Consider the following 21,323-nt stretch of genomic DNA (forward strand, 5'->3'; position numbering starts at 1 on the left):
GCTTAATAAGCTCTCGCAATCCAAACAGTTTCTTTAGCAGGCTTGCCACTAACGATGTCAACTTCCTTCTTCACTGGTGGGTTGAATGGGATATTCCGAATAGTGAAGCCTGTTTCTTCTTTAATTTTCGCTTCACTTTCATCTGTGCCGTCCCAACCCACTAAAGCCCATCCTGCTACTTCATTAGCTGCACGTTTTTCTTCGATATGGGCCTTTAATTGGTCTAGCGTATCAATATGCGTATAGGCATTGGCCTTGAAAACTTCCCTTGCTTTTTCCAAGAGGCGTTTATTCATAGCTGGCATACCCTCTAAAATATATTCTTCAATATTCTCTAGAGCAACTGCTTCCTTATCCTCTTGATCACGCCATTTAGCCATCATATGACCTGCTTGTAAATCACGTGGGCCGAATTCTAAGCGCAATGGCACCCCACGCACTTCCCATTCATTAAATTTGAAACCTGGAGAGTTATCTGTATCATCGACTAAGACGCGAATACCCTGCGCTTTCAACTTGCTTTCTACCCGACGTATTTCTTCCAATATTTCAGGTTTCTTCTTCCATGGACCAACTGGCACAATCACTACTTGTTTAGCCGCAACAGTTGGCGGTAAAACAAGGCCTTGGTCATCCCCATGAACCATGATCAAAGAGCCGATCAAGCGGGTAGATACCCCCCAAGAAGTCGTTTCACAATAGACGTGTTCATTATTTTCATTCAAGAAGCGAATATCAAAAGCTTTAGCAAATTTTTGCCCTAAATAATGGCTAGTCCCAGCTTGTACAGCCTTCCCATCCTTCATCATCGCTTCGATACAATAAGTACGCACAGCGCCTGCAAAGCGTTCACTCGGTGTTTTTTCCCCATCAATTACTGGAATAGCTAAGATACCTTCTACGACTTCTTTGTATACTTCTAGCATACGTTTGGTTCTTGCTTGAGCTTCTTCAGCTGTCGCATGAGCCGTATGCCCTTCTTGCCACAAAAATTCAGACGTCCGCAAGAAAGGTAAAGTTTTCTTTTCCCAACGGAAGACATTGGCCCATTGATTAATTTCATAAGGCAGATCACGATAGGATTGAATCCACTCACTAAAAGCTGTCCCAATCATAGTTTCTGATGTTGGACGCAAGGCCAAACGCTCTTCTAATTGTTCACCAGCCGCTTCAGTAACCCATGGCAATTCTGGACTAAAACCTTCAACGTGTTCTTTTTCCTTGGTAAAGAAAGATTCTGGGATCAGCATTGGGAAATAAGCATTCCGAATTCCTTCTTCTTTGAAACGTTTATTGAATTCTTCTTGGATATGCTCCCACATTTCATAGCCATCTGGTTTGAAGATCATACATCCACGAACCGGCGAATAATCCATCAAGTCCGCCTGTTTAATCGTTTGAATATACCATCTGGAAAAATCTTCCCTCTGTGTCACATCAACCATACTTTAATTCTCCTCTGTTAATTAATTAAGTCAATCATAGTAATTCATATTTACATTGGCTATTTTAATGCATTTTCCAAACTGAAACAAGCTCAAAAAGGCTATCTCAAGGGCAAATACCCTATAAAAGAAAAAAGGGATTCCCCCTAAAGAGTCCCTTTTCAATACATATAAGAGTTTAAACTGGCTTATTTTTTAATTTTATCCAATAGATCACTGGCTTTTTCTTTTAACTTGCCACCGACTTCTTCCAGTTTCCCTTCAACTTGTTCTACTTTACCTTCAAGTTTTTTCTTATCTTCTTTTGATAACTTGTCATATTCTTCTTTGACTTTTAGAACGAGCTTATCTTTCAAACCTTCTGCTTTTTCTTTCAATTCTGTCATAGAATCGCTCCTTTCAAGTCTTTCTATCTTTAGTATACAAAGAGTGAACTTCTATAACAAACAATATGCTCATATTGGCCTATTTGTTCTACAATATTCTCTTATCGATAAAACATTTTACTTAGTCATTTATTTTATAACCAGCTCTAGGGCAGCCACAGCAGTGTAATGGAAAATCCCCTTCCTACAAATCAACAATATGGTAGTCAAAACCTATGCTCTTCACAAAAGAAAGAACATCTTCCGTCTTAAGAAAAATTGTCTTCGTATTGTCATTTGGGTGGAAAGTCTGAATCTTCTCCAGTAAAATTTCCCGATCGAAATAAACGTGGATATTTTTCCCTTCATTATTCATCAAGCCAAAAGGGGAAACCACTCCCGGCTTCGTTTGCATCTGTTCCTCTAAACTAGCTGAACTGGCCATTTTAAGGCGCTTCTCCCCCACAATCTCGCATACTTTCTCCATATCCATGCGTTTGCTATCATCCATCACCAACAAATAAAAAGCCGTTTTTTTCTTATTGGTCAGGAACATCGACTTGGTCCGCACACCTTCCATGCCCTCGATAAAGCTATCAGCTTGTTCTGTCGTTAGAGCCGCTTCATGTTCAACAATGTGATAGGTCATCCCCAATTCCTCTAACCTATCTTTTACTTGTTGGAAATCGCCCATTCCATTACCTCCTATAGCTTTCCACTTTTACTGCGAATCCATTTTTTAAACTAGCACCCTTATATTACACTAAAAGCACTAAAAGGACTAATAGGACTAAAAAGTTCCGCCTTATGCCTAACAATCACTCCCGACTTTTTCACTTTCTCAAGAAAAATCGCCCCCTAGACAGTTTCTAGGAAGCGATCCTCTTTCTAATGATTATAAAATATACAACTAACTTTCTACCGAAGAATATCAATAACGTTCTTAGCTGCAGCACTTTTGGCGGGGAAAACGCTAAATGCTATCCCAATAAGCACTGATACACCTATTGCTAGACTGATACTGAAAAAGTCGAGATAGATATTGAAAGGAAGAGCTAGACTGATGAGATAAGCACATAAGACGCCTAAGATATAGCCAATTACTCCTCCGATAAAAGTCAGTACAATCCCTTCAATCAAGAATTGCTTTTGAATATCGCTAGCTGTCGCTCCTAAAGCCCGACGAATCCCTATTTCTTTAGTCCGCTCAGAAACAGAAATATACATCATATTCATTACCCCAACACCAGCAATAAGAAGAGAAATCCCGGCAACTGCCGATACGAAGTAGGTTGCCATATCCAAGGTTTTGCCAATCTCATTCATCACTTCAGACATATCAAAATACTCATACTTCCCTAATTGCCGGCAGGATCCTTGTGCATTTAAATAGGTTTGCACATCGTCAGCTACTGTTTTGGAATCATAGCTTTTCTTGACATAAACGGTCAAGTTCAAGCGATTATTATCTTGAGGGTAATAACGGAAGTAGGATCGGTCTGGGATAATGGCATCCCCAGTATTAGCATCAGGCTTTTTATCACTAAAACTAATACTGATACTTTGATCCTTATGACGGAAGGTTCCCACAATAGTAAATTGCACGTCTCCAATGGCCACCGCATGATTCAAACTATTTGAAGAGGAACCATACATTTTTTCCGCTAACTCCGTTGATATCAGAGCCACTCTTCTATAAGCTTCATTATCTGTATTGGTCAATGAGCGCCCTTCTACCACTTGGCTTTGATCAAATTCCTCGACTCTTGAAATAACCCCTTCTTTGTTAGCATTACGCCCTTCTATATTTTGGTAGAATTGACCATCATCATTAGGCTTTTTAAATTCAGCTTTTTCTACCCCCTTGATTTTTTCGATAGCAGAAAAATCCCCTTCTGAAAATGGCGAAAGCTTGCTCATATCCAACGTTGGTGAAGTTGGTGTGAAATAAAATTGTATAGGCACAGCTCCTGTTTTATTATTCGTCAATGATTGAACCGCTTGACGTTGGAATCCCTTCCCCAGACTAATAATTGTAATAACGGCAGCAATCCCAATAATAATCCCTAGCATGGTCAAAATTGATCTTCTAGCATTTTTCCTTAGAGAGCTTAAAGCTTCTGTTAATAAGACGCCTGTATTCATTAACCTAGCACCTCATCTTTCAGAACCTGTCCGTCCTTTATTTTAATACTATGGGTGGCAAAGCGCTCCAAGGATGGGTCGTGCGTTACCATAATGATGGTCACTTGATCTTCTTCATTAAGCTCTCGCAAAAGATCCATAATCTTAGCTGATGTTTTGGAGTCCAAGGCCCCAGTTGGTTCATCAGCTATAATAAAACGTGGTCGATTCACAATAGCCCGAGCTATAGCAACACGTTGTTTTTGCCCACCAGAAAGTTGATTCGGGTAATGATCCATCCGATCAGCTAGACCGACTCGAGTCAGGACTTCTTTTACCCGATCATGTGTTTGAGAAGGAAGCATACCCGCATACAAGAGTGGCACACGCACATTGTCAGCAACATTTAAAGTATTGATCAAATTAAAATCTTGAAAGACAAAACCTACTGTCTTATTGCGAATTTTGGCTAATGCATCATCCGTTTTCGCTTTAACTAATTCATTATCAAAAACATATGCCCCTTCAAATTTACGGTCTAAAAAGCCCAAGACATTAATCAAAGTCGATTTCCCTGACCCAGAAGGCCCCATGACGGTGACAAATTCCCCAGATTCAATTCTTAGGTTAATATCCTGCAGGACTTGTAAACTTGTTTCACCCGTTTGATAAAATTTATTGATATTTGTTAGATGAATCATTGGCCTTCCCTCACTTTGCTTGGGAAGCGTCATCGATTTGATCACCGTCTTTTGCAGAATGAGCATCCGTTAAGATACGATCACCCTTTTTCAAACCAGACATAACCACTAGATTGATCCCTCTTTTTTCTACGCTTACCTTTTCTTGCTTAACCTTGCCATTAACAATTTTCATCACATAGTATTGACCAGATTTTTTCTTAAAAGCTGTAGCTGGAACATCATATCCATCAACAGGGATTTCCAGACTGACTGAATAGCCAATATGCACTTTCTTATCCGGAACAACTTGGAAACCGTAAGTAGTCGCATCAATAGCACTAGAATTTTGCCCAGCTGATTTTCCTGCATCTCCTGAGCTTTGACTTGCCCCAGAATTAGCAGTGGCCATATTATTCGGCAGTTCATCAACAGCTGATACATGCCCTTTAACAGTCCTATCTTCTGCCTTGACGTAAATTTTCACCTTTTTATCGCGTTTCAAGCGAGCATAGTCATATTCACTAATAGAAGAATTGATGACTAATTCTTTAGCTACTAAACGAACTAGGGGGACTTGGCTATTATAAACGCCTTCTTCATTCACATAAACAAAACCATCGTAGTCAGCATAAACAATCGGCTTTTGATCTCTCTTCGCACGCAAGAGTTTCTTCTCTACTTCCTTAATGGCAGAGTTCACTTGGTCGATTGCTGGATCCCCAGTTGAAGGGATCGAATAGTCTATCTTACCAGTAGCTACTTGACTGCCAGAAGAACTATTATCATTTTCCCCTGCGCTTATTGTATCAGTCGGCTCATCAACCGTTTCATTCTCTATATCCGCTACTCCATTAGCCCCTGTATCGCCTTTACCATAGACATAGTTTGCGTCCAAAGGGTAACCAGCATAGTTATAATCTTTCCCTGTTAACTTTTTCCGTTGGCGAATCAAACGAATTCTCTGATTGTAGAGATTGGTTTGTTCCTCCAACAAATCCGCCACTGCATCTTTTGTTTGATTACTGCTATCCACATATTCAAACAGCGGATCACCTTTTTTTACATATTGGCCATTTTGCACATAAATTCTAGCCACTTGCCCCTTTTCATTATTGGCAAAATACCCCTTATCAACATTAGAGCTTATTTTCCCATTTGCGGTTAATGGCGCTTGTTCAACTATGGTATAGATTCTATCCGTCTTACTAGATTCAGCTTCTTGACCTAACTTTCCACCAAAGCCAAAAGCTACATTCCCAGCTAAAGTAAGTGTCGCCAGGCTTCCTATGCCTATTAAAGCCATTTTTGCAATTTTAACTGTATCCGCCATTAACCTTTTCTCCCCACTTTCAACCTGATCTTCTTAAACATCCCTTGATTAAAAATTCTTTCTTCTTCATCCATTTCTCGATGGCTTCGTTTTAATTGCCGTAACAGCCAATAAGGATAGGCAATCATGGCCAAATACAAGCCAAAACTCACTCCACTAGTCCCTATAGTAACCATCAGCGGTAGACTAGGCATCATTCTACGAGCAATTACCACATCAAACAAAGTCACTAATAGCAAATATACTGCATTAGCTTCAAATACAAATTTCTCTGGCAATTCTTCTTCCTTAGCTAAGCGGTAATTATGCCAATATAAAACGCCTAAAGCTAATAGGGCTAACAAAATAAAGAAAGTCATTCCTATCGCAAAAGGTGTTTTTTGAGCAGATAAATTAATAGTCAATGCGCCAGCTTTTGTACTGACTAGCTTTCCAGTTAAACGCTTGATCAAACTAAAACTTCGATTCAAAAAAGCCAATACTTGAATAATCAGTAAGAGCAAAGAAAAGTTCTTCACTTTCTTTAATTTATTTTTTCTAGATCATCTAACATAAGCCTTCCTCTTTTCTTCAGATTTTTTCAGGAACCCTTCTGAACCAGTAATAGTCACAGCAACAAATTCCAACTCAAACTACTCCAATGGCTTCTGGGATTCTTTTTCTAACAGGCGAAGACTCGCTCTATAATAAAGGGCATAACTAAAGATTGCTAAGAAAATCGCCCCTCCCCCTATAATGAAAGCCAACTGCGACAGACGTAACAAACGTGCAAAGCCCAAGCCCATAAAGGCGAAGCAGAAACTTTTCCACCACACCGTCTTCGTTTCAGCCAATTCATTTAAGGTCAAAAAGAAAAACCAATAACCGAGCCCTGCTCCCATCACAGCAATCAAAGGATTAAAAACAAAGGCAGGTACTAAGGGGAATCCTAGCCATAAGTCTATACTAAAGACAGTTCCAGCTAAAAAAATTCCAGTTAATCCTGCTATTCTTAATCGTTTTAATGAAGATAAGTTCTGTGTTCCTTTAATAAAGGTATATTGTAACATGTTTTTTCTCCTTTAATCGTCTTCACTCTCATCTCCATTCTAACAAAACTCTGATATAATGTAAACACAAAGATCTGTAAAAAACATCCGTCCAAAGACGGATAAGTCTATACTTTGCATAAAACGTTTTTGAAGTCTCATATAGACTATTTTCTCATGTTAACAAGGAGATCCACATGCTAAAGCATTTTTACCTCTTTTCCTACCCAAATGACTGGCAAAGGGAGGGACTTGCCCCATTCGTTCTCGATGATACACTACTCCACTATATCAGTCAGCGACAAGATTCCGGCGCATGTCACTTTTGGCCTAGTCACAAGCGGGTTATTTTAGGCGCCATGGATAAGCGTTTGCCTTATTTTGAAGACGCTATCTTATCCTTAGAAAAAGCTGGGTATCCTCCAGTTGTGCGTACTGCAGGAGGTTTAGGTGTAGTAGACGACCCAGGCGTATTGAATTTTTCTTTACTCCTAGCTAATCCTCATCAAAAGATTTCCATCGATGGCGCCTACGAGATCATGCTAGACCTTATCCGTTCTTGGCTAGCCCCTTACCGATTAGAAGTCACCCACCAAGAAGTCCCTGATTCTTATTGCCCAGGAAGTTACGATCTCACTGTTAATGGGAAAAAAATTGCTGGTTTAGCTCAACGCCGTTTGTCACACGCTGTTGGTATAATGATTTATCTCAGCCTTTCTGGCAAGCAAGAGGAGAGAGGCCAATTGATGAGAAATTTCTATACAATCGGCCAAGGCAATGAGCCCATAAAAGGGACTTACCCAGCAATTGACCCTTCTAGTATGACCAGCATAGAAAACTTACTCGGTCTAACCATCACGAGAGAACAAGCCATTGATCAACTCATCAGCCTAATTAGCCATCGTTGGCCACTTCAAGAAGGTCAGATGGACTGGTTAGATCCAGACCGTTTATATAAAAATTGGCAAAAAATTTCAAGGCGCCAAAAAGGAAGCAAAATTTGATGTTTAAAGGAGGTTACTTATGTATTTCTATAGTCCAACCCTCAAACAGGAAAAAGTCTTTCGTGATCCTATCCACGACCATATTCATATCCAACATCAATTGATATTGGACATTATTAATTGCCGAGAATTTCAACGTCTCCGCCGCATTAAACAAACAGGTACTTCCCTTTATACCTTCCACGGGGCAGAACATTCTCGTTTTGGTCATTGTGTAGGGGTATACGAAATAGCTAGACGGATCTGCGACCATTTCAAACGCAACTATCCTAGCCAAAAAGAAGGCGATGGCCTATGGGACGACCGCAATCGGATACTAGTCCTCTGCGCTGCCCTTTTACACGACTTAGGTCATGGGCCTTTCTCCCACGCCTTTGAAAAGATCTTTCAAACCAACCACGAAGACATCACAGTCGCCCTAATCCTTTCAGAAGAAACAGAAGTTCATCAGGTCTTGGCTCGAGTCCATCCAGATTTCCCCAAAGCCGTCGCTTCTATTATCCAAAAAACGCATCCTAATAAACAGTTAGTTCAACTGATCTCTAGTCAAATCGATGCCGATCGAATGGATTATCTCTTGCGAGATGCTTACTACACTGGCGTCAATTATGGCAGATTCGATTTATCCCGAATTTTACGCGTCATGTTACCTAAGAAAAACGGAATTGCTTTTCACCTATCTGGCATGCATGCTGTAGAAGATTACGTTTTGAGCCGTTATCAAATGTATATGCAAGTCTATTTTCACCCCGTTTCAAGAGGAGTAGAGGTTCTATTAAACCACTTACTCAAACGAGCTAAATACGACTATGGTCATCCTTCTCATCCCCTTCATCACTCTGCAAGCCTACTCGCCCCTTTCTTTACAGGAGATTGGAGCTTGGAAGACTATCTTAAGTTAGATGATGGTGTCCTCAGCACTTACTTCACCCATTGGCTAGAGGAAGAAGATCCTATCCTCAGCGATCTAGCAGGTCGCTTCCTTAGTCGAAAACCTTTTAAATCTGTAGCCTTTGATCAGGAAAAAGACCAAGACAAAATAGACAGACTAACCCAAATAATTAAAGAACTCGGCTACGATACTAACTATTACACCGCCCTCAATTCAAGCTATGACTTGCCTTATGACTTTTACCGGCCAGGCCAGAAAAAGAATAGAACGGAAATTGAATTACTTCGTTCAGACGGTCAATTCATCGAGCTCTCTCTAGTATCAGAAGTTGTTCACGCCATCACAGGAAAGGCTCGTGGAGATAACCGTTTCTATTTTCCAAGAGAAATCCTTTACCCTGAGACAAATTCTGTCAGCCTCTTTAATGACCTTATCGCAGAGTTTCAACAGCTCATTCAGCAATTGTCCCATTAACTATGCCAAAAAAGCGACAGTAAACTGCATTATGCAACAAGTTATTCGTTAAGGACTATCTATTCTAAAGGAGATTTTATTATGACACAAGCAACAGCTTATCAAGAACCTCTCTTTTTACACGCCCACTTTTCCCCAAAAATTTGGGGGCATGAAGACTGGGTCATTTCCGCCCATAAAAACGGTCCTTCTATTGTAGCAGAAGGAACTTTCAAAGGTCTAACATTGACCCAAGTGTGGGAAGAACATCCAGAAATATTTGGTGTAGATACTAGCAAAGCTTTCCCACTGTTAGTAAAAGTCCTCTATGTTGACCAAGATCTTTCTGTCCAAGTCCACCCAGATAACGCCTATGCTTTAGCCCATGAAGGTGAATACGGTAAAAACGAATGCTGGTATATTTTAGATGCGATTCCTAATGCCTCTATCGTTTATGGGCATCATGCGCAAACGAAGAAAGAATTCGCCCAATTATTAAATGAAGGGCGCTTCTGTGAACTACTGGCTAGCCTTCCAGTAAAAAAAGGAGATTTTGTTAATGTCCCAACAGGTACTATTCATGCCCTTAAGGCCGGCTTGGTTGCCCTTGAAATCCAACAAAGTAGCGACACCACTTATCGTCTCTACGATTACGATCGTGTGAACAAAGATACCGGTATGAAGCGTGAACTCCACCTCAAACAAGCTATAGATGTTACACGTGTTCCTCATGAAGTCATCCCTTACACGCCTAAAATAGAAAAGCTTGCTCATGGCCAATTAACAACCTTACTGGAGAATGACTACTTTATCGTTCGCCACTTAGAGCTAAAAGGCAAAGCAAACTTAGAAGCTAGTGCTCCCTACAGCCTGCTAGATATTTTTGAAGGGGAAGGACGCTTGCTCATCAATGACAAGATTTACCCGCTCACAAATACTAGCCACCTCATTCTCCCTAACGGTGTTACATCCTACCAGATTGAGGGAGATCTACAATTGATGCTCAGCACAGCTAAATAGACTCCCTTTGCCTTAATCATTTAATCTCTCGACTCTTCGGACTTCCTGCCTGTGGTTTTTTTCACCTTCCCCCACTATTTATTGGTATAGGATATCGTTATAATACAGATGATGTCTTAATTATTCCATTATCGGGTATAGTAGCCTCTACTCATCCCTCATTAACGAATAAGGAGAACACAATATGATTTTATCTATTACATTAAATCCATCTATTGATATTTCTTACCCTTTAGAACATCTCAAGATCAATACGACAAACCGTCCTCTTGCTACTAGTAAAACTCCTGGGGGCAAAGGTTTAAATGTGACTCGAGTAGCAGCCCAACTCAAGCACCCAGTTATTGCTACAGGTTTCCTTGGTGGGAAATTAGGGGAATGGATCAATGAGCAATTGCTCCATTTGGATTATGTGACTCCAGATTTCTTCCCTATCGCTGGCGAAACACGCAATTGTATCGCTATCTTGCATGATGATGGTCAGCAAACGGAAATCCTTGAAGCCGGTCCTGAAATCAGCGAACAAGAAGCACAGGGTTTCCTCACCCATATTGAAAAAATTTTCAATGAACAATCTATTAATATTGTTACTATTTCAGGGAGTCTACCAAAAGGTTTAGCCAACGATTACTATAAACAAATCATCCAATTGGCCAATAAATTCGCTATTCCAACCATTCTAGATGTTTCAGGTAAGCCCTTGGATGCCATTTTAAATGGTGAGGTGAAACCTTTCGCCATCAAACCAAACGACGAGGAACTTTGCGCCATCGAAGGCATCCCTAGCACACGAGATCTCAAAATCTTAAAAGACATTCTTTCCAAAGACCTCTATAAAGGAATTCCTCTCATACTTGTTTCTTTAGGAAAGGACGGAGCCTTTGTCCGCTATGACGGTCAATTCTACAAAGTAAGCATTCCACATTTAGATGTTGTTAACCCAGTAGGTTCTGGTGACTCAACCGTTGCTGGTCTGGCTGTTGCAACAGCTCAAGACGCTTTAATCGAAGCAATTGTAAAAACTGCCATGACAACAGGTATGCTCAATGCTATGGAAAAAGCAACAGGTTGCATTAACCCAGCGCTTTTCGATAGTTATTACGAAAAAGTGATAGTCGAAAAACTTTAATCAGGCAAATCATCTCTATTAAGTTTAAAAGGTCGCTACTTTCACAAGTGACGACCTTTGTTTTTTCAAGGAAAGGAGTTTTTATGTCACATTACAGCATCCGACTCGCTCAAAAAGAAGACCTTCCTTCTATTATAGATTTAATCCAACAAGGTCGTAGTCTATTAAAAGAACAAGGATCTCCACAATGGCAAGATGGTCACCCTACAGAAGAACGATTAGCTCAAGACATCTGCCAAAAAGCCTCTTATTTATTACTCGTAGATGGCAAAATTGCAGGAACAGCCGCCTTGCTTGAAGGCCCTGAACCCTCCTATGAAAAGATTTATGACGGGTCTTGGTTTGACAACGAAGCTCCCTATGCTAGCATTCATCGCTTGACCATTTCTCCTAATTACCGAGGAAAAAAATTATCTTCAGTTTTTCTAAAAGAACTCATCCAATTAGCCAAGAAAGACAAAATCCCCTATATGCGAATTGATACACATATCCTAAACAAAGGTATGCAAAAAAATATTCATTCGGTTGGCTTCTGCTTTAGAGGAATTATATATGTATCAGCTAACCCAGACGGCCATCGCCTAGCATATGAACTGCCCTTACTCTAAACATCTGCTTGTACTTTGTAAGAAGCTATGGCACAGGTATAAACAAATTAATGAGATGTTAGCCTTAATATCCCATAAGTTATCTCTCCTTTCCCCTGCTTATGAGCCGGAGAATTCAGGGATGATAAAGGATACCTGCACCCCTCAATTGAAAAGATTGCCCTTCATTCAATCCCTAGACCGTCCTTATTTCTAGATTGCCTCTCTAGCCTAAATTCCCCCAAAATTTGTTCACTTGAATATTGGATAAATTTTTGGGGAATTTAGGCTCTATACTCCATTGACAAGATCTCACATACTTAAAAAACGAAAATTCCGATTAATATATACAGCAGGGAAAATATAAAGCGAGTACAAACGTTGTTAAATCAACATCTATACTCGCTTTTTTATTTTTTAGTGTAAAAGTCAGGGAAATCAATGGCTTCCTGAAATTTACTCGTTTCATATGGCAAAATGACAGACCTTGTAGGCCTTGGATTACCTAATCGTGTCATGCCATCTCTCCTTTTTTAATCGTCTTCTTTCTCTCAAATGGTCTGAATTTATTGCGGACTTTTTCGGACTAAATCTGACCACACAAAAATCTGCATAAAAATAGCACCCCTCGATTGAGTGAGTGCTTAGTCTTCGTTTTGTTTAGATTTTACATTGGGCAACTCTTCAGTATCTTCTCCCCAACGCTTAATACATTCATAAAATTCTTCTGGAGTCATTTCTGGTCCATCTAGCATTAAATTATTTTCCATTGTTTCACCTCAGTATATATCTGACCCCCGCATTATACATCGCTTTAATTACACTTACAAGATACTTATCCATATCTTTATCTAGCGAAACATCTCTTGATAAATCCCGAGCAGAGTTTTTATCAAATCTATCTGTTTTAGTTAAATACATGACCTTTCCTTGATTAGTAACAATAGTTAAAGTTTTGACAGAATCATGAGACATAAAAGTTTGAACGTCGTTTGCCGAAAAACTAGACCCACCTGGATGATTATGCAATATCGTCAAGCTTCTATCTGGTGAACTATTGATCAGATACCTTGCTTGAACTGATTTGTTGATATCCACCGACACCTGGTCTCCATACACCACAACAGGCTTTCCTTCCGTCGTTATATGCATGACTTCGTTAGATTGGTTGTTTTGTTGAGCATCTCTTAATAAAACTTTATGAGCTTCCTGTATCCGTTTGTTCTCCTCTTGGGAATAGCCTGGAATTTCAACAAAAGGCACCTTTTCTATAGCTTGGTCTGTAATATAAATCTTTTTGCCACGCTTTTTAGCCATCGCTAAATTAAGCGCCTCATTCTTCCTCTCCTCTATCTTACCATCTTTATCCACATCACTCCATACTTTCGACCATGCATCCTGCTTTTTCCCATTTCCTGGATAGTAGGTCAATGTACAGTGACAATTGGCGTGACGTCTGAAGATGTCTTTATCGATGGTGTCCTTGTCATAATCGTAAGTTCCGACCCGCTCTCTACAGAATTCACACTGACTATGGGATCTCTTCTTTCCCGTCCGTGCGCCTAGTTTACGCACAATTTTAGGTGCTAAGCCTAACTTGTGGTGAAAAGAAACATTTTTCTTTAAGGTATCCGATTTAAAGATTTTCTATAACGATCTTTAAACAACACCTAGAGCCACTTGCCGGATTCAATAAGCGCACTGTATCAACTCTTAATCGCCATGCGTGCAAAATGTGTGCAAAATGAGTGCGCCAAGTTACGGAACTAAAAACATCTAAAACAATTTAACTAAAAGGGTTGGCTTTATGCAACACTCGCTGTATAATATAATCAGAGGTTGCGAGATACCTCAATAAAAATAGGAGGTGAACATATGTGAGTAGGAAACAAAGAAAGAAGCTTGAAGACGAAATCAAGCTAACTAAATTATTAAAAGCAGTCGCAATGCTTGAAATAATCAAAACGTTAGTTGAAATAATCGACAAGCTCCTATAAAACTTAGGGCTGGGCAACCAGCTCAGCCCTTTTCTTACTTGCATTATATCATGAAAAAAGAAAAAGTAACACTCAAAGAACTATTAGTAGTATTAATTGTTTTACAAGCAATCGATATCTTATTAACCATTTTCAGATAGGGGGTTCATTATGACCTACACAGAAATAATTGCGTCTGTTTTGAATTCAGACCAAACTAGCTACTCAATTGCTAAAGCAATCGGAGTTCCCGTCCAAACCATTGATCGTTACCGTAACGGTAGCAATATTGATAACATGAAACTTTATATAGCAGAAAAAATAGTAAGTTACTATCATACTGAAAAAAAACCCTCTGATTAGGAGAGGTGTCAGAAAAACTTTACAACTACGCTATATCTATAAAAAAGGGGCGTCTATAATGGCTACCCCTTTTTATATAACTAGATTTCCTCTTGACTTTATAACGGTTAGCCGTTGTAATATAGATAGAAGGTCAAGAAAGGAAGCGTGATATGATAACTAGAACAATGCAAAGACAACGAAAGAAACAAAAAACAAAAGAAACTATCGAACTCACCGCCAAGTTAGTTTCAATAGTTTCTGGAATTGCCAGCTTAGTTAAGTTACTACTTAAATAAATTAGCCAAAAGGGAAGTTGACCTTCCTTCCCTTTCATTATAAAAGAAAGAGGTAAATATTACAAATGAAACTAACCAATGAGCGAAAACGAAATGTCAGAATCGTCTTTTGGGTGAGTTTAGCCATAGTGAACATTATTTATTTAATTTGGGGGTAAACATAATGAGAAAATCTGTAGAAGCTTTATTAAAGAGTGACCTATCTGCTTATAAAATATCTAAAGAAGCCAACGTCCCTTATATGACCGTCAACGACTTGCGCAATGGAAAGTCTTCTATTGATAATGCAAAGTTTGGGACAATTGAAAAGCTATACAACTATGCAAAATCAATAAATAAAAAAAGCCCCTCCAGTTAAGGAGAGGTTTCCTTACACAAAAAGGGGGTAACCGTTATGGCTACCCCTTGCATGATGTGATTTTAAATTCAGAAAAAAAGTTCCCAATCTCCCTTGACATTACACACTATAAAGTGTATACTATAGATAGTGAAGGAGGTGATAAAGTGGAAAAAGCTGACTGGCTTAGGATAGCTGAAAAAGTTATCGAAACAGTCCCAGAGCTGATTACAGCGATTGTAGCGTATCTTACCTACAAGGAGCTAAAGAAAAAGAGCGATTCTAAAGACTCCGACCAAGAGAAATAGAACCGCACTAGGGTTGAGGGGCGTTATCCCCTCTTACCCTTATTGTATCTTTAATAAGGAGGAATAGCAATGGTTTATCTAATAGCTTTCACTTTGTTAGCACTATTGTGGGTTAAAGTAAAGAAGGATGATTAAAATGTTCCAAGATGTATATGCTGTTATAGAAAACCTATTGAAAAGCGAAATCACAAGTTATCGTATCCAAAAAGACACTGGCGTTAGACAACAGATGATCGATCGATATAGAAAAGGCCAAAGTGATTTAAAAAATATGACCTTAGATGTTGCTGAAAAATTATACAATTACGCATCAAGCATAAAAAAAGCCCCTCCAATTGAAGGGGGATTCCCTTACACAAAAAAGGGGGTAGCCATAACGGTTACCCCCCCTTTTAATTTTAGTCTAAATTGTCCGTATTGTTGGCTTCGTTGTGTTCGGCTGGATATTCTCTTTCAAGCTCTTTCAATTGCAAGCGTTGATTTTCCGCTTCCAATTTTTCGATCATTTGATAAGATTCGAAAAGCCTTTGATCTGCCTTCTCTTGCGCTTTCTTTGCGTCTATCATGAGCAAAAAGCAAACCATCGCTACAATAGCGAAACCTGTTATAACAGATAATGTTAATTCAAATTCGTTGTTATTTTTCATTAGGCGTCCTTTACAACATACTTCTTGCCATCAATAGTAATTTCCCGATCATCAGTAGACTTGGCTGGTGGTAGAGGCTTCTCAATGTCTTGTTCTAATAGCCAGCCTAGGTAACCGCCACCCTCTTTCAAGCGGTAAGCCTTTTTAGACACACTAATATTGCAATCACAGATAGCATCATAAGTGTAAGTCTTACCTAGAACGTTTGGTGAGATCTTTTCACGGGTTAGCCAGTGAGTCGCATTCTTAGCAATTTTGATTGTACCGCTTACCTTTTGCACGTTTTTAGGCTCTGGCTTGGCTTGTGCTTGTGGTTGAGGAGCAGGCTTAGACCCTTGGTAGCGGTACACATACCAACCCATAGAGTACGGGCAAGTGCTGGCTTCGTTATCGATCGTTACCCCGTTTCTTGCATAATTGCAATGGATAATCTGATCATGGTTGATGAACATCACCACATGTCCAGCTGCTCCACCACTCGCCCCACGTTTACCAAAGATAACCACGTCGCCCCGCTTGGCTTCCCAAGTCGAATTGGTTGCAATGCATTTGAATCCGTTTTGCTCCAGCCATGCATGCATAGAATCAGTGTTAAGAATCCAGCCCGCATTACTTGCCCCACCTTGACGCAAGGCGGAATAGATAGCGCCAGAACAGTCTGCTGTCCCGTCAGTCCCAATTCGTGAGCCATTCATAGAGTAGCGTACTCCACGGCTCTTTAGCCAATTCATGTGATTAATTGCTTTTTCAATATCTACTGCCATTTTTATTTCTCCTTTTTCTGTAAAAATAAAGAGCCGTTCGATTTGAACGACTCTCATGCTATTGAAATGGTATAAAACTATTTGATCCCTAATTCCTCTTTTAAAGCGGTTTGTAAAATACTTGAGAAATTGACTGATTGTTTCTCAGCAATATCATTAAGCCACTTTGGAATGGTTAATGTCTTTTTGATGGATTGATTGTTTGCTCTGTCCATTATCGGTTTTAACCAAATATCTACATAAATAACTTTTTTGCTTTCATCAGACGTTATTTCTAGAGAAGCTTTTGGAAATTTTCGCCCATTTTTAGCTAAACTAAATAAAGTTGCTTCAAGAACATCTTTAGCGTTAATTACTGCTTCTTCAAATGTATCTCCATCAGTGAAGCAAGATTCAAAATCTGGGAAATCAACATAATATACCCCATCATCTTCTGAAATTAGGCATGGATATATAATTTTTTCCATTGTATCCTCCTTATTCAGATAATAGGGCTAAAACTTCAGCCCTGTTATTCTCTCGATTTTTGTCAAGGTACCTGAAGGAATATCTTTCTTAGTACACTTTACAGGACACATCAATCCATTTTTTAAATAAATTTCGTGTGAACCGTTAGTGTGATCTAAAATCCACCCTTCTTTCTTCATACGCTTAACAACATCTCTGTAAGGCTTGGTTTTTGACATGTCATTCCTCCTTACATTTTTATTATACGTATTTTTTATACGTGCGTCAAGAAGGGTTATTCTTTAACTAGAATGTTTAAAATGTCATCGGGTAAAGTTGCCCCATTATACTGTAAAGACATTAATCGCCCCCTTCGTCATCTTCAACTTTCAACATATCTACTTTTAATTCTTTGGCTAAGACGGCATCTGAATTTTTGCGCATCTGATTAAAGAAAGGTTTGAGTTGTGGCGGGAACGGTAGTCCCAACGCTTCCCAGTTTTCAGCCACGGAAATAAGATAGTTGGTCAAGAAAAAAGTACACGTCCCAACACTAACCCCGACATGGCCTAGCGCTCTTGAGTATGTCCCGACAATGAACACCATCATAAGAACTAGGATATGGCGGATAATACCGTTCGTACCAACCTTGCTATCGAACCGTTTTAACTTAAAGGCTTTTGCGTACCCCGTTAGAATATCGAACACCATAGCAATAATCAGCCCATGCATCAAAGGGCTTCTAACTAAATGCTGTAAGTGTTCAAATAGAATTTCCGTTGTCATTTCAATCATTGATTACCTCATTTCTCGTATTAAATAAGCAACCGCCCCTACAAGCGTAAGGACGATTGCCAGTGTAACTACAAATTGCATTACTCCTTGATTAAGTTTTCGGCATCCATCAAGCGCAGTTGCTCAGCGACATCTTTCTTCATGAATGGTAGGACGTTCTTATACTCATAACGTCCCGCCACGATATTAATTGCCAGTAGCATTACCATCAACTGTCTCACCCCCTTTCTCATCATTGTTAGCAGTAGGATTAGATGGCGCATGTTCGGTCACCTCTTCTTTTGCCTTGTGCAAGAATGGCAGCACTTGATTCATCAATTCAATGATTGCGCCTTGTGTTATCTTAGACTCCTCTTTCATTCTCTCGATTGCTTTGTCCGCTTTAAGTAAAGTTTGATCTAATCGATTGATTTTGTCAGTAGGGTCGTACTCTGCCGCTACTTGATCGATCACTAACTTAATTAGCTCTTCGCTTGGCTTATCGCACACGTTACCCACGATGTCCCGTGTAATGACGGTATAAGGGGCATTACAATAAATTTGCACTTCCGTAGCATTGATCGCTTGTTTATAGAACGGCGTATTTAAAATTTCGTAATTCATAATCTCTCTCCTTTTTCTATTTCTAGACATAATAAAAAGGCTAGCGAGTGCTAACCTTTAAATAATTCATCGTGTGAACCTAGTCGAATTAATGTACATATACTATCTTCAGTTACATAAATCAAAAGCCAATCGTTATCAACGTGTAATTCGTAGTGACCGATCCAATTCCCTTTTAATTGATGTAATCTGTATCTGTTTATCAAAACTTCAAACTCATCATTTTGAATATGTTTAAATACCATCGATAATTTATTCATATCAAAATGCTTCTTTTTATATTTTTGATAATCGCGCTTAAAACGATTTGAAAAATTAATCTTCATTCTCAAGCGCCTCAAACAATGCCTCTACCGAATCATATGGTCCATATACCTCACCACGCTCAGCTTCTTTCATTGCTGCTAAAGTTTCATCATTAGGCTCTCTATAAACACTAGGTATAAATGGTAAGCGATAGTCTGTAACAGTCTGTTTTAAAAAGATCGTAATAGCTGTGGTCATGTCCATTCCCATTTTACTGAATATTTCTGCCGCTTCATCTTTCAGTTCTTGATCAACACGAATATTAATATTTGCTTGTTTTGTCGCCATAGTAATCCCTCCTGATAAAGTTATTATATCAGTTTGTGATTACAACGTAAACACATTTTCAACGATGATATTAGTTAAATTATTTGCACATGGAATCACGCTCCTTTCTAGATATAGTGAATAGTTACTGTTTCGCCTGTTCTCATGAAGTTGCCGTTCAAGTGATAAATTTCGTTCAAGTCTTTCGGGAAAGTAATCCCGTACAAATGCCATTGGTTATCCCAGTACTGCCATTGAGGAGTTTTAGCGGAAAAATATTGATACGGCTTTACTTCTCCCTCATAACTAGGGTACCCCTCTATTTCTACTTTAAATATTTTTTTGATTTCCGACGGGATTACAACGGAATTTGTTTTGATTTCATTCGCATACGGGCTTAAAGTTGTTCTTTCTAATTTTAAAGTCAGCTTCTTGATCTTTGCATAAACCAACTTATCTCCAATATATCTCTCCACGATCTCTTTTCCGCCAACATAAATACCAGCTCGTTTCATGCTTGCACCACATCCGAACTGGTATAAATTTGACTAGAAATTAAATTGTAAATACCCCCCGAATTTATGAGGTGGTTTGCGTTTTGTTGCAAGCATAATTTAATTACACCCTCTATCTGTAGAATATTTTGACATTGTTGTAGGCTACTGCGATTTTTTCGTATTCCCCATTATAACCAAAACCATTTAGATCAATAATTTTGTTTTTGAGTTTTATCGAATTACCATAATAATCAACTCCCTCAATATGCTGGGAATAAAATGTTGGTCCATTGTCGATTTCTATTTTAGTTATCTTCTTACCTCTTAATCTTTCTAAATCATTCGTTAGATATATCGTATCATCAATTGTATCAAGATCGTAATTAAGTATTTCTATAATAAAGCGACTTGGTTCCCACACCTTAAGCGAACCGATATACCTTGCAATGATCTCTTCGCTTCCAATTGTTATTTGCTCTCTCATATCCTACTCCCACACATCATAAATCGTATTCGGGTCTTTGCTACTAATACGATCATAATCTGTTTCACTTCCACACCAATATTTCATCTCCGACCCCGTGCGTTGGTTGACAATACCTGTACCAGCGACCCCACGTGGACCTTGGATACCTTGATAGCCACGAGGACCTTGATCTCCCTTAGCTCCTTTAGCACCCGTATCTCCTTTTGGGCCTTGTGCTCCTGTGGCTCCTCTCGGACCTTGCGGACCAGTAGCGCCGCGTTCTCCCTTGCTGACGGTAATTGATTTTCCATCCGAAAAATTAACTACCGTATTGCCTTGGCTATCTTTACTTGTACTCGAAATAGTAATTGATCGGCCATCTGCACCACGAGGGCCTTGCAGACCTGTTGGCCCTTGTAATCCAGTTGCTCCTCTATCACCTTTTGCCCCTTGTTCTCCCTTTGGACCCTGTGGCCCAATTGGGCCAGCAAGCCCACGCTCCCCCTGTGGACCAACAGCGCCACGGTCACCTTTAAGTCCTTGCACACCTTGAAGCCCTTGAGGGCCTTGATCCCCTTTTGGCCCTTGGGGGCCTTGGAGTCCTCGTTCCCCCTGCAAACCACGATCCCCCTTAGGTCCCCGTTCCCCAGTAACTCCCTGTACACCTTGCTCACCTCGTAAGCTTTCTTTCTGACCTTCAGTCAGCTTATCAAAGCTCACTCTACCATCAAAACCTCTTGGCCCTTGATCACCTTTAGGACCTTGGGGGCCTGTTAAACGCTCGGTGTAGCGCTCTACAACCGTATGAGCTACTTCACCGATATCAACTTTATCAGCAGCCATTTTTGCAACAGCATCCACACCCACAACCTGAATAACGTTTGTCTCTAGGCCAAGCGGACTTTCAGTAATTCTAAAACGGTTATGATTAAATGATGGATAGACTTGATCATCTACTTTGATATGCAATAAATATGCTCCAATCGGTAGAACTTTATCGATTGAGAAGGCAACTGTATTGTTGCTCCCGACAGTTGAGGTTGATTCATAGTAAATATCATTACCTTGTGTCAGAAACACCTTAGCGGACTGACCATTCTTATTAGTAGTATTCCCTTCTTCATCTACTAGTTGATATTTCAAAACTGTTTTATCGCCTTGTTTTAAGGTATTCCCCCTGTTTAAGTCGATGAGATCCAGTATTTGCAT

31 protein-coding genes are annotated in these 21,323 nt (G+C 39.6%); 9 read left to right on the plus strand and 22 right to left on the minus strand.

Going from position 1 to position 21,323, the window contains the following annotated elements; genetic code table 11:
• Positions 1-2: 2 nt before the first annotated feature.
• The 8 genes from proS to D3H64_RS05915 all read right to left on the minus strand — a co-directional run bounded on the left by proS (position 3) and on the right by D3H64_RS05915 (position 6,996).
• Positions 3-1,445: a proline--tRNA ligase gene (gene proS / locus D3H64_RS05880; protein WP_121565346.1), complete on the minus strand. Its 1,443-nt coding sequence runs from the start codon at positions 1,443-1,445 to the stop codon at positions 3-5.
• A gap of 188 nt (positions 1,446-1,633) precedes the next feature.
• Positions 1,634-1,831 (minus strand): CsbD family protein, encoded by a 198-nt coding sequence (locus tag D3H64_RS05885; protein ID WP_121565347.1) that lies wholly within the window; start codon positions 1,829-1,831, stop codon positions 1,634-1,636.
• Between the two features lie 184 nt (positions 1,832-2,015).
• Entirely contained in the window at positions 2,016-2,504 is a 489-nt protein-coding gene (locus tag D3H64_RS05890; protein ID WP_121565348.1) for a prolyl-tRNA synthetase associated domain-containing protein, read from the minus strand.
• Positions 2,505-2,728: 224 nt separating this feature from the next.
• Positions 2,729-3,955: an ABC transporter permease gene (locus tag D3H64_RS05895; RefSeq protein ID WP_121565349.1), complete on the minus strand. Its 1,227-nt coding sequence runs from the start codon at positions 3,953-3,955 to the stop codon at positions 2,729-2,731.
• Positions 3,955-4,635: an ABC transporter ATP-binding protein gene (locus D3H64_RS05900; protein WP_121565350.1), complete on the minus strand. Its 681-nt coding sequence runs from the start codon at positions 4,633-4,635 to the stop codon at positions 3,955-3,957. The genes D3H64_RS05895 and D3H64_RS05900 overlap by 1 nt, the downstream gene beginning before the upstream one ends.
• Before the next feature lie 10 nt (positions 4,636-4,645).
• The gene (locus D3H64_RS05905) at positions 4,646-5,947 is read right to left on the minus strand and encodes an efflux RND transporter periplasmic adaptor subunit (RefSeq protein WP_121565351.1); all 1,302 of its coding nucleotides are present in this window, start codon (positions 5,945-5,947) and stop codon (positions 4,646-4,648) included.
• Positions 5,947-6,450 carry a hypothetical protein gene (locus D3H64_RS05910; RefSeq protein WP_121565352.1) on the minus strand — a complete coding sequence of 168 codons (504 nt, stop codon included), beginning with the start codon at positions 6,448-6,450 and terminating at the stop codon, positions 5,947-5,949. Before D3H64_RS05910 ends, D3H64_RS05905 begins: the two co-directional genes overlap by 1 nt.
• Before the next feature lie 129 nt (positions 6,451-6,579).
• Positions 6,580-6,996 (minus strand): hypothetical protein, encoded by a 417-nt coding sequence (locus D3H64_RS05915; protein ID WP_121565353.1) that lies wholly within the window; start codon positions 6,994-6,996, stop codon positions 6,580-6,582.
• Between the two features lie 176 nt (positions 6,997-7,172).
• On the opposite strand from D3H64_RS05915, the gene D3H64_RS05920 reads away from it, so the two are divergent.
• The 5 genes from D3H64_RS05920 to D3H64_RS05940 all read left to right on the plus strand — a co-directional run bounded on the left by D3H64_RS05920 (position 7,173) and on the right by D3H64_RS05940 (position 12,081).
• The gene (locus D3H64_RS05920) at positions 7,173-7,979 is read left to right on the plus strand and encodes a protein--protein lipoyl transferase (protein WP_121565354.1); all 807 of its coding nucleotides are present in this window, start codon (positions 7,173-7,175) and stop codon (positions 7,977-7,979) included.
• A gap of 19 nt (positions 7,980-7,998) precedes the next feature.
• Positions 7,999-9,345 (plus strand): HD domain-containing protein, encoded by a 1,347-nt coding sequence (locus D3H64_RS05925; protein WP_121565355.1) that lies wholly within the window; start codon positions 7,999-8,001, stop codon positions 9,343-9,345.
• A gap of 81 nt (positions 9,346-9,426) precedes the next feature.
• Positions 9,427-10,344, plus strand: coding sequence for a type I phosphomannose isomerase catalytic subunit (locus D3H64_RS05930; protein WP_121565356.1), 918 nt, complete (start codon positions 9,427-9,429; stop codon positions 10,342-10,344).
• 184 nt (positions 10,345-10,528) lie between these two features.
• Positions 10,529-11,473 (plus strand): hexose kinase, encoded by a 945-nt coding sequence (locus D3H64_RS05935; RefSeq protein WP_121565357.1) that lies wholly within the window; start codon positions 10,529-10,531, stop codon positions 11,471-11,473.
• Positions 11,474-11,556: 83 nt separating this feature from the next.
• Positions 11,557-12,081 (plus strand): GNAT family N-acetyltransferase, encoded by a 525-nt coding sequence (locus D3H64_RS05940; protein ID WP_121565358.1) that lies wholly within the window; start codon positions 11,557-11,559, stop codon positions 12,079-12,081.
• Between the two features lie 623 nt (positions 12,082-12,704).
• Here the strand turns inward: D3H64_RS05940 and D3H64_RS10505 are convergent.
• Both D3H64_RS10505 and D3H64_RS05945 read right to left on the minus strand, forming a co-directional pair.
• The gene (locus D3H64_RS10505) at positions 12,705-12,830 is read right to left on the minus strand and encodes a hypothetical protein (protein ID WP_255420998.1); all 126 of its coding nucleotides are present in this window, start codon (positions 12,828-12,830) and stop codon (positions 12,705-12,707) included.
• A gap of 4 nt (positions 12,831-12,834) precedes the next feature.
• Entirely contained in the window at positions 12,835-13,635 is an 801-nt protein-coding gene (locus tag D3H64_RS05945) for a head morphogenesis protein (protein ID WP_147429897.1), read from the minus strand.
• A 572-nt stretch (positions 13,636-14,207) separates the two neighbouring features.
• Between D3H64_RS05945 and D3H64_RS05950 the strand changes: the two genes are divergently transcribed.
• From D3H64_RS05950 to D3H64_RS10225, 4 genes are all read left to right on the plus strand, one after another.
• Positions 14,208-14,399 (plus strand): hypothetical protein, encoded by a 192-nt coding sequence (locus D3H64_RS05950; protein ID WP_121565360.1) that lies wholly within the window; start codon positions 14,208-14,210, stop codon positions 14,397-14,399.
• Between the two features lie 152 nt (positions 14,400-14,551).
• On the plus strand, positions 14,552-14,677 hold the full coding sequence (locus D3H64_RS10510; protein WP_255421000.1) for a hypothetical protein: 126 nt from the start codon (positions 14,552-14,554) through the stop codon (positions 14,675-14,677).
• 163 nt (positions 14,678-14,840) lie between these two features.
• A complete protein-coding gene (locus tag D3H64_RS05955; RefSeq protein ID WP_121565361.1) occupies positions 14,841-15,035 on the plus strand; it encodes a hypothetical protein in 195 nt (64 codons plus the stop codon).
• A 146-nt stretch (positions 15,036-15,181) separates the two neighbouring features.
• The gene (locus D3H64_RS10225; protein WP_158589239.1) at positions 15,182-15,322 is read left to right on the plus strand and encodes a hypothetical protein; all 141 of its coding nucleotides are present in this window, start codon (positions 15,182-15,184) and stop codon (positions 15,320-15,322) included.
• A gap of 398 nt (positions 15,323-15,720) precedes the next feature.
• Here D3H64_RS10225 and D3H64_RS10230 read toward each other — a convergent pair whose 3' ends face one another.
• From D3H64_RS10230 to D3H64_RS06010, 12 genes are all read right to left on the minus strand, one after another.
• Entirely contained in the window at positions 15,721-15,969 is a 249-nt protein-coding gene (locus tag D3H64_RS10230; protein WP_158589240.1) for a hypothetical protein, read from the minus strand.
• Complete coding sequence (locus tag D3H64_RS05965; protein WP_121565363.1) at positions 15,969-16,733, minus strand: peptidoglycan amidohydrolase family protein; 765 nt, start codon at positions 16,731-16,733, stop codon at positions 15,969-15,971. The genes D3H64_RS10230 and D3H64_RS05965 overlap by 1 nt, the downstream gene beginning before the upstream one ends.
• Positions 16,734-16,810: 77 nt before the next feature.
• Complete coding sequence (locus D3H64_RS05970) at positions 16,811-17,200, minus strand: type II toxin-antitoxin system HicB family antitoxin (RefSeq protein ID WP_121565364.1); 390 nt, start codon at positions 17,198-17,200, stop codon at positions 16,811-16,813.
• A gap of 27 nt (positions 17,201-17,227) precedes the next feature.
• Positions 17,228-17,419 (minus strand): type II toxin-antitoxin system HicA family toxin, encoded by a 192-nt coding sequence (locus tag D3H64_RS05975; RefSeq protein WP_121565365.1) that lies wholly within the window; start codon positions 17,417-17,419, stop codon positions 17,228-17,230.
• A gap of 121 nt (positions 17,420-17,540) precedes the next feature.
• Positions 17,541-17,975 (minus strand): phage holin family protein, encoded by a 435-nt coding sequence (locus tag D3H64_RS05980; RefSeq protein ID WP_121565366.1) that lies wholly within the window; start codon positions 17,973-17,975, stop codon positions 17,541-17,543.
• 80 nt (positions 17,976-18,055) lie between these two features.
• A complete protein-coding gene (locus D3H64_RS10515; protein ID WP_255421001.1) occupies positions 18,056-18,187 on the minus strand; it encodes a hypothetical protein in 132 nt (43 codons plus the stop codon).
• Positions 18,162-18,578, minus strand: a complete 417-nt coding sequence (locus D3H64_RS05985; RefSeq protein ID WP_121565367.1) for a hypothetical protein — start codon at positions 18,576-18,578, stop codon at positions 18,162-18,164. The genes D3H64_RS10515 and D3H64_RS05985 overlap by 26 nt, the downstream gene beginning before the upstream one ends.
• A gap of 50 nt (positions 18,579-18,628) precedes the next feature.
• The gene (locus tag D3H64_RS05990; protein WP_121565368.1) at positions 18,629-18,904 is read right to left on the minus strand and encodes a type II toxin-antitoxin system YafQ family toxin; all 276 of its coding nucleotides are present in this window, start codon (positions 18,902-18,904) and stop codon (positions 18,629-18,631) included.
• Entirely contained in the window at positions 18,894-19,172 is a 279-nt protein-coding gene (locus D3H64_RS05995) for a type II toxin-antitoxin system RelB/DinJ family antitoxin (RefSeq protein WP_121565369.1), read from the minus strand. The genes D3H64_RS05990 and D3H64_RS05995 overlap by 11 nt, the downstream gene beginning before the upstream one ends.
• Before the next feature lie 107 nt (positions 19,173-19,279).
• Entirely contained in the window at positions 19,280-19,666 is a 387-nt protein-coding gene (locus D3H64_RS06000) for a hypothetical protein (protein ID WP_121565370.1), read from the minus strand.
• A gap of 112 nt (positions 19,667-19,778) precedes the next feature.
• Positions 19,779-20,132 carry a hypothetical protein gene (locus D3H64_RS06005; protein WP_121565371.1) on the minus strand — a complete coding sequence of 118 codons (354 nt, stop codon included), beginning with the start codon at positions 20,130-20,132 and terminating at the stop codon, positions 19,779-19,781.
• Between the two features lie 3 nt (positions 20,133-20,135).
• Positions 20,136-21,323, minus strand: coding sequence for a collagen-like protein (locus D3H64_RS06010; protein WP_121565372.1), 1,188 nt, complete (start codon positions 21,321-21,323; stop codon positions 20,136-20,138).

Origin of the sequence: Atopobacter sp. AH10, assembly GCF_003664595.1 — a bacterium.
Lineage (GTDB): Bacteria > Bacillota > Bacilli > Lactobacillales > Aerococcaceae > Atopobacter.

Excerpts from the sequence above, each read along its gene's own strand:
- D3H64_RS06000 (WP_121565370.1), bottom strand. The coding sequence starts at position 19,666 with ATGAAACGAGCTGGTATTTATGTTGGCGGAAAAGAGATCGTGGAGAGA.
- D3H64_RS10510 (WP_255421000.1), top strand. The coding sequence starts at position 14,552 with ATGATAACTAGAACAATGCAAAGACAACGAAAGAAACAAAAAACAAAA.
- D3H64_RS05925 (WP_121565355.1), top strand. The coding sequence starts at position 7,999 with ATGTATTTCTATAGTCCAACCCTCAAACAGGAAAAAGTCTTTCGTGAT.
- D3H64_RS05920 (WP_121565354.1), top strand. The coding sequence starts at position 7,173 with ATGCTAAAGCATTTTTACCTCTTTTCCTACCCAAATGACTGGCAAAGG.
- D3H64_RS05970 (WP_121565364.1), bottom strand. The coding sequence starts at position 17,200 with ATGGAAAAAATTATATATCCATGCCTAATTTCAGAAGATGATGGGGTA.
- D3H64_RS05955 (WP_121565361.1), top strand. The coding sequence starts at position 14,841 with ATGAGAAAATCTGTAGAAGCTTTATTAAAGAGTGACCTATCTGCTTAT.
- D3H64_RS06005 (WP_121565371.1), bottom strand. The coding sequence starts at position 20,132 with ATGAGAGAGCAAATAACAATTGGAAGCGAAGAGATCATTGCAAGGTAT.
- D3H64_RS05890 (WP_121565348.1), bottom strand. The coding sequence starts at position 2,504 with ATGGGCGATTTCCAACAAGTAAAAGATAGGTTAGAGGAATTGGGGATG.
- D3H64_RS05950 (WP_121565360.1), top strand. The coding sequence starts at position 14,208 with ATGACCTACACAGAAATAATTGCGTCTGTTTTGAATTCAGACCAAACT.
- D3H64_RS05930 (WP_121565356.1), top strand. The coding sequence starts at position 9,427 with ATGACACAAGCAACAGCTTATCAAGAACCTCTCTTTTTACACGCCCAC.
- D3H64_RS05985 (WP_121565367.1), bottom strand. The coding sequence starts at position 18,578 with ATGAATTACGAAATTTTAAATACGCCGTTCTATAAACAAGCGATCAAT.
- D3H64_RS05940 (WP_121565358.1), top strand. The coding sequence starts at position 11,557 with ATGTCACATTACAGCATCCGACTCGCTCAAAAAGAAGACCTTCCTTCT.
- D3H64_RS05895 (WP_121565349.1), bottom strand. The coding sequence starts at position 3,955 with ATGAATACAGGCGTCTTATTAACAGAAGCTTTAAGCTCTCTAAGGAAA.
- D3H64_RS06010 (WP_121565372.1), bottom strand. The coding sequence starts at position 21,323 with ATGCAAATACTGGATCTCATCGACTTAAACAGGGGGAATACCTTAAAA.
- proS (WP_121565346.1), bottom strand. The coding sequence starts at position 1,445 with ATGGTTGATGTGACACAGAGGGAAGATTTTTCCAGATGGTATATTCAA.
- D3H64_RS05915 (WP_121565353.1), bottom strand. The coding sequence starts at position 6,996 with ATGTTACAATATACCTTTATTAAAGGAACACAGAACTTATCTTCATTA.
- D3H64_RS10230 (WP_158589240.1), bottom strand. The coding sequence starts at position 15,969 with ATGAAAAATAACAACGAATTTGAATTAACATTATCTGTTATAACAGGT.
- D3H64_RS05905 (WP_121565351.1), bottom strand. The coding sequence starts at position 5,947 with ATGGCGGATACAGTTAAAATTGCAAAAATGGCTTTAATAGGCATAGGA.
- D3H64_RS05935 (WP_121565357.1), top strand. The coding sequence starts at position 10,529 with ATGATTTTATCTATTACATTAAATCCATCTATTGATATTTCTTACCCT.
- D3H64_RS05980 (WP_121565366.1), bottom strand. The coding sequence starts at position 17,975 with ATGATTGAAATGACAACGGAAATTCTATTTGAACACTTACAGCATTTA.
- D3H64_RS05885 (WP_121565347.1), bottom strand. The coding sequence starts at position 1,831 with ATGACAGAATTGAAAGAAAAAGCAGAAGGTTTGAAAGATAAGCTCGTT.
- D3H64_RS10505 (WP_255420998.1), bottom strand. The coding sequence starts at position 12,830 with ATGGAAAATAATTTAATGCTAGATGGACCAGAAATGACTCCAGAAGAA.
- D3H64_RS05990 (WP_121565368.1), bottom strand. The coding sequence starts at position 18,904 with ATGAAGATTAATTTTTCAAATCGTTTTAAGCGCGATTATCAAAAATAT.
- D3H64_RS05995 (WP_121565369.1), bottom strand. The coding sequence starts at position 19,172 with ATGGCGACAAAACAAGCAAATATTAATATTCGTGTTGATCAAGAACTG.
- D3H64_RS05900 (WP_121565350.1), bottom strand. The coding sequence starts at position 4,635 with ATGATTCATCTAACAAATATCAATAAATTTTATCAAACGGGTGAAACA.
- D3H64_RS05975 (WP_121565365.1), bottom strand. The coding sequence starts at position 17,419 with ATGTCAAAAACCAAGCCTTACAGAGATGTTGTTAAGCGTATGAAGAAA.
- D3H64_RS05965 (WP_121565363.1), bottom strand. The coding sequence starts at position 16,733 with ATGGCAGTAGATATTGAAAAAGCAATTAATCACATGAATTGGCTAAAG.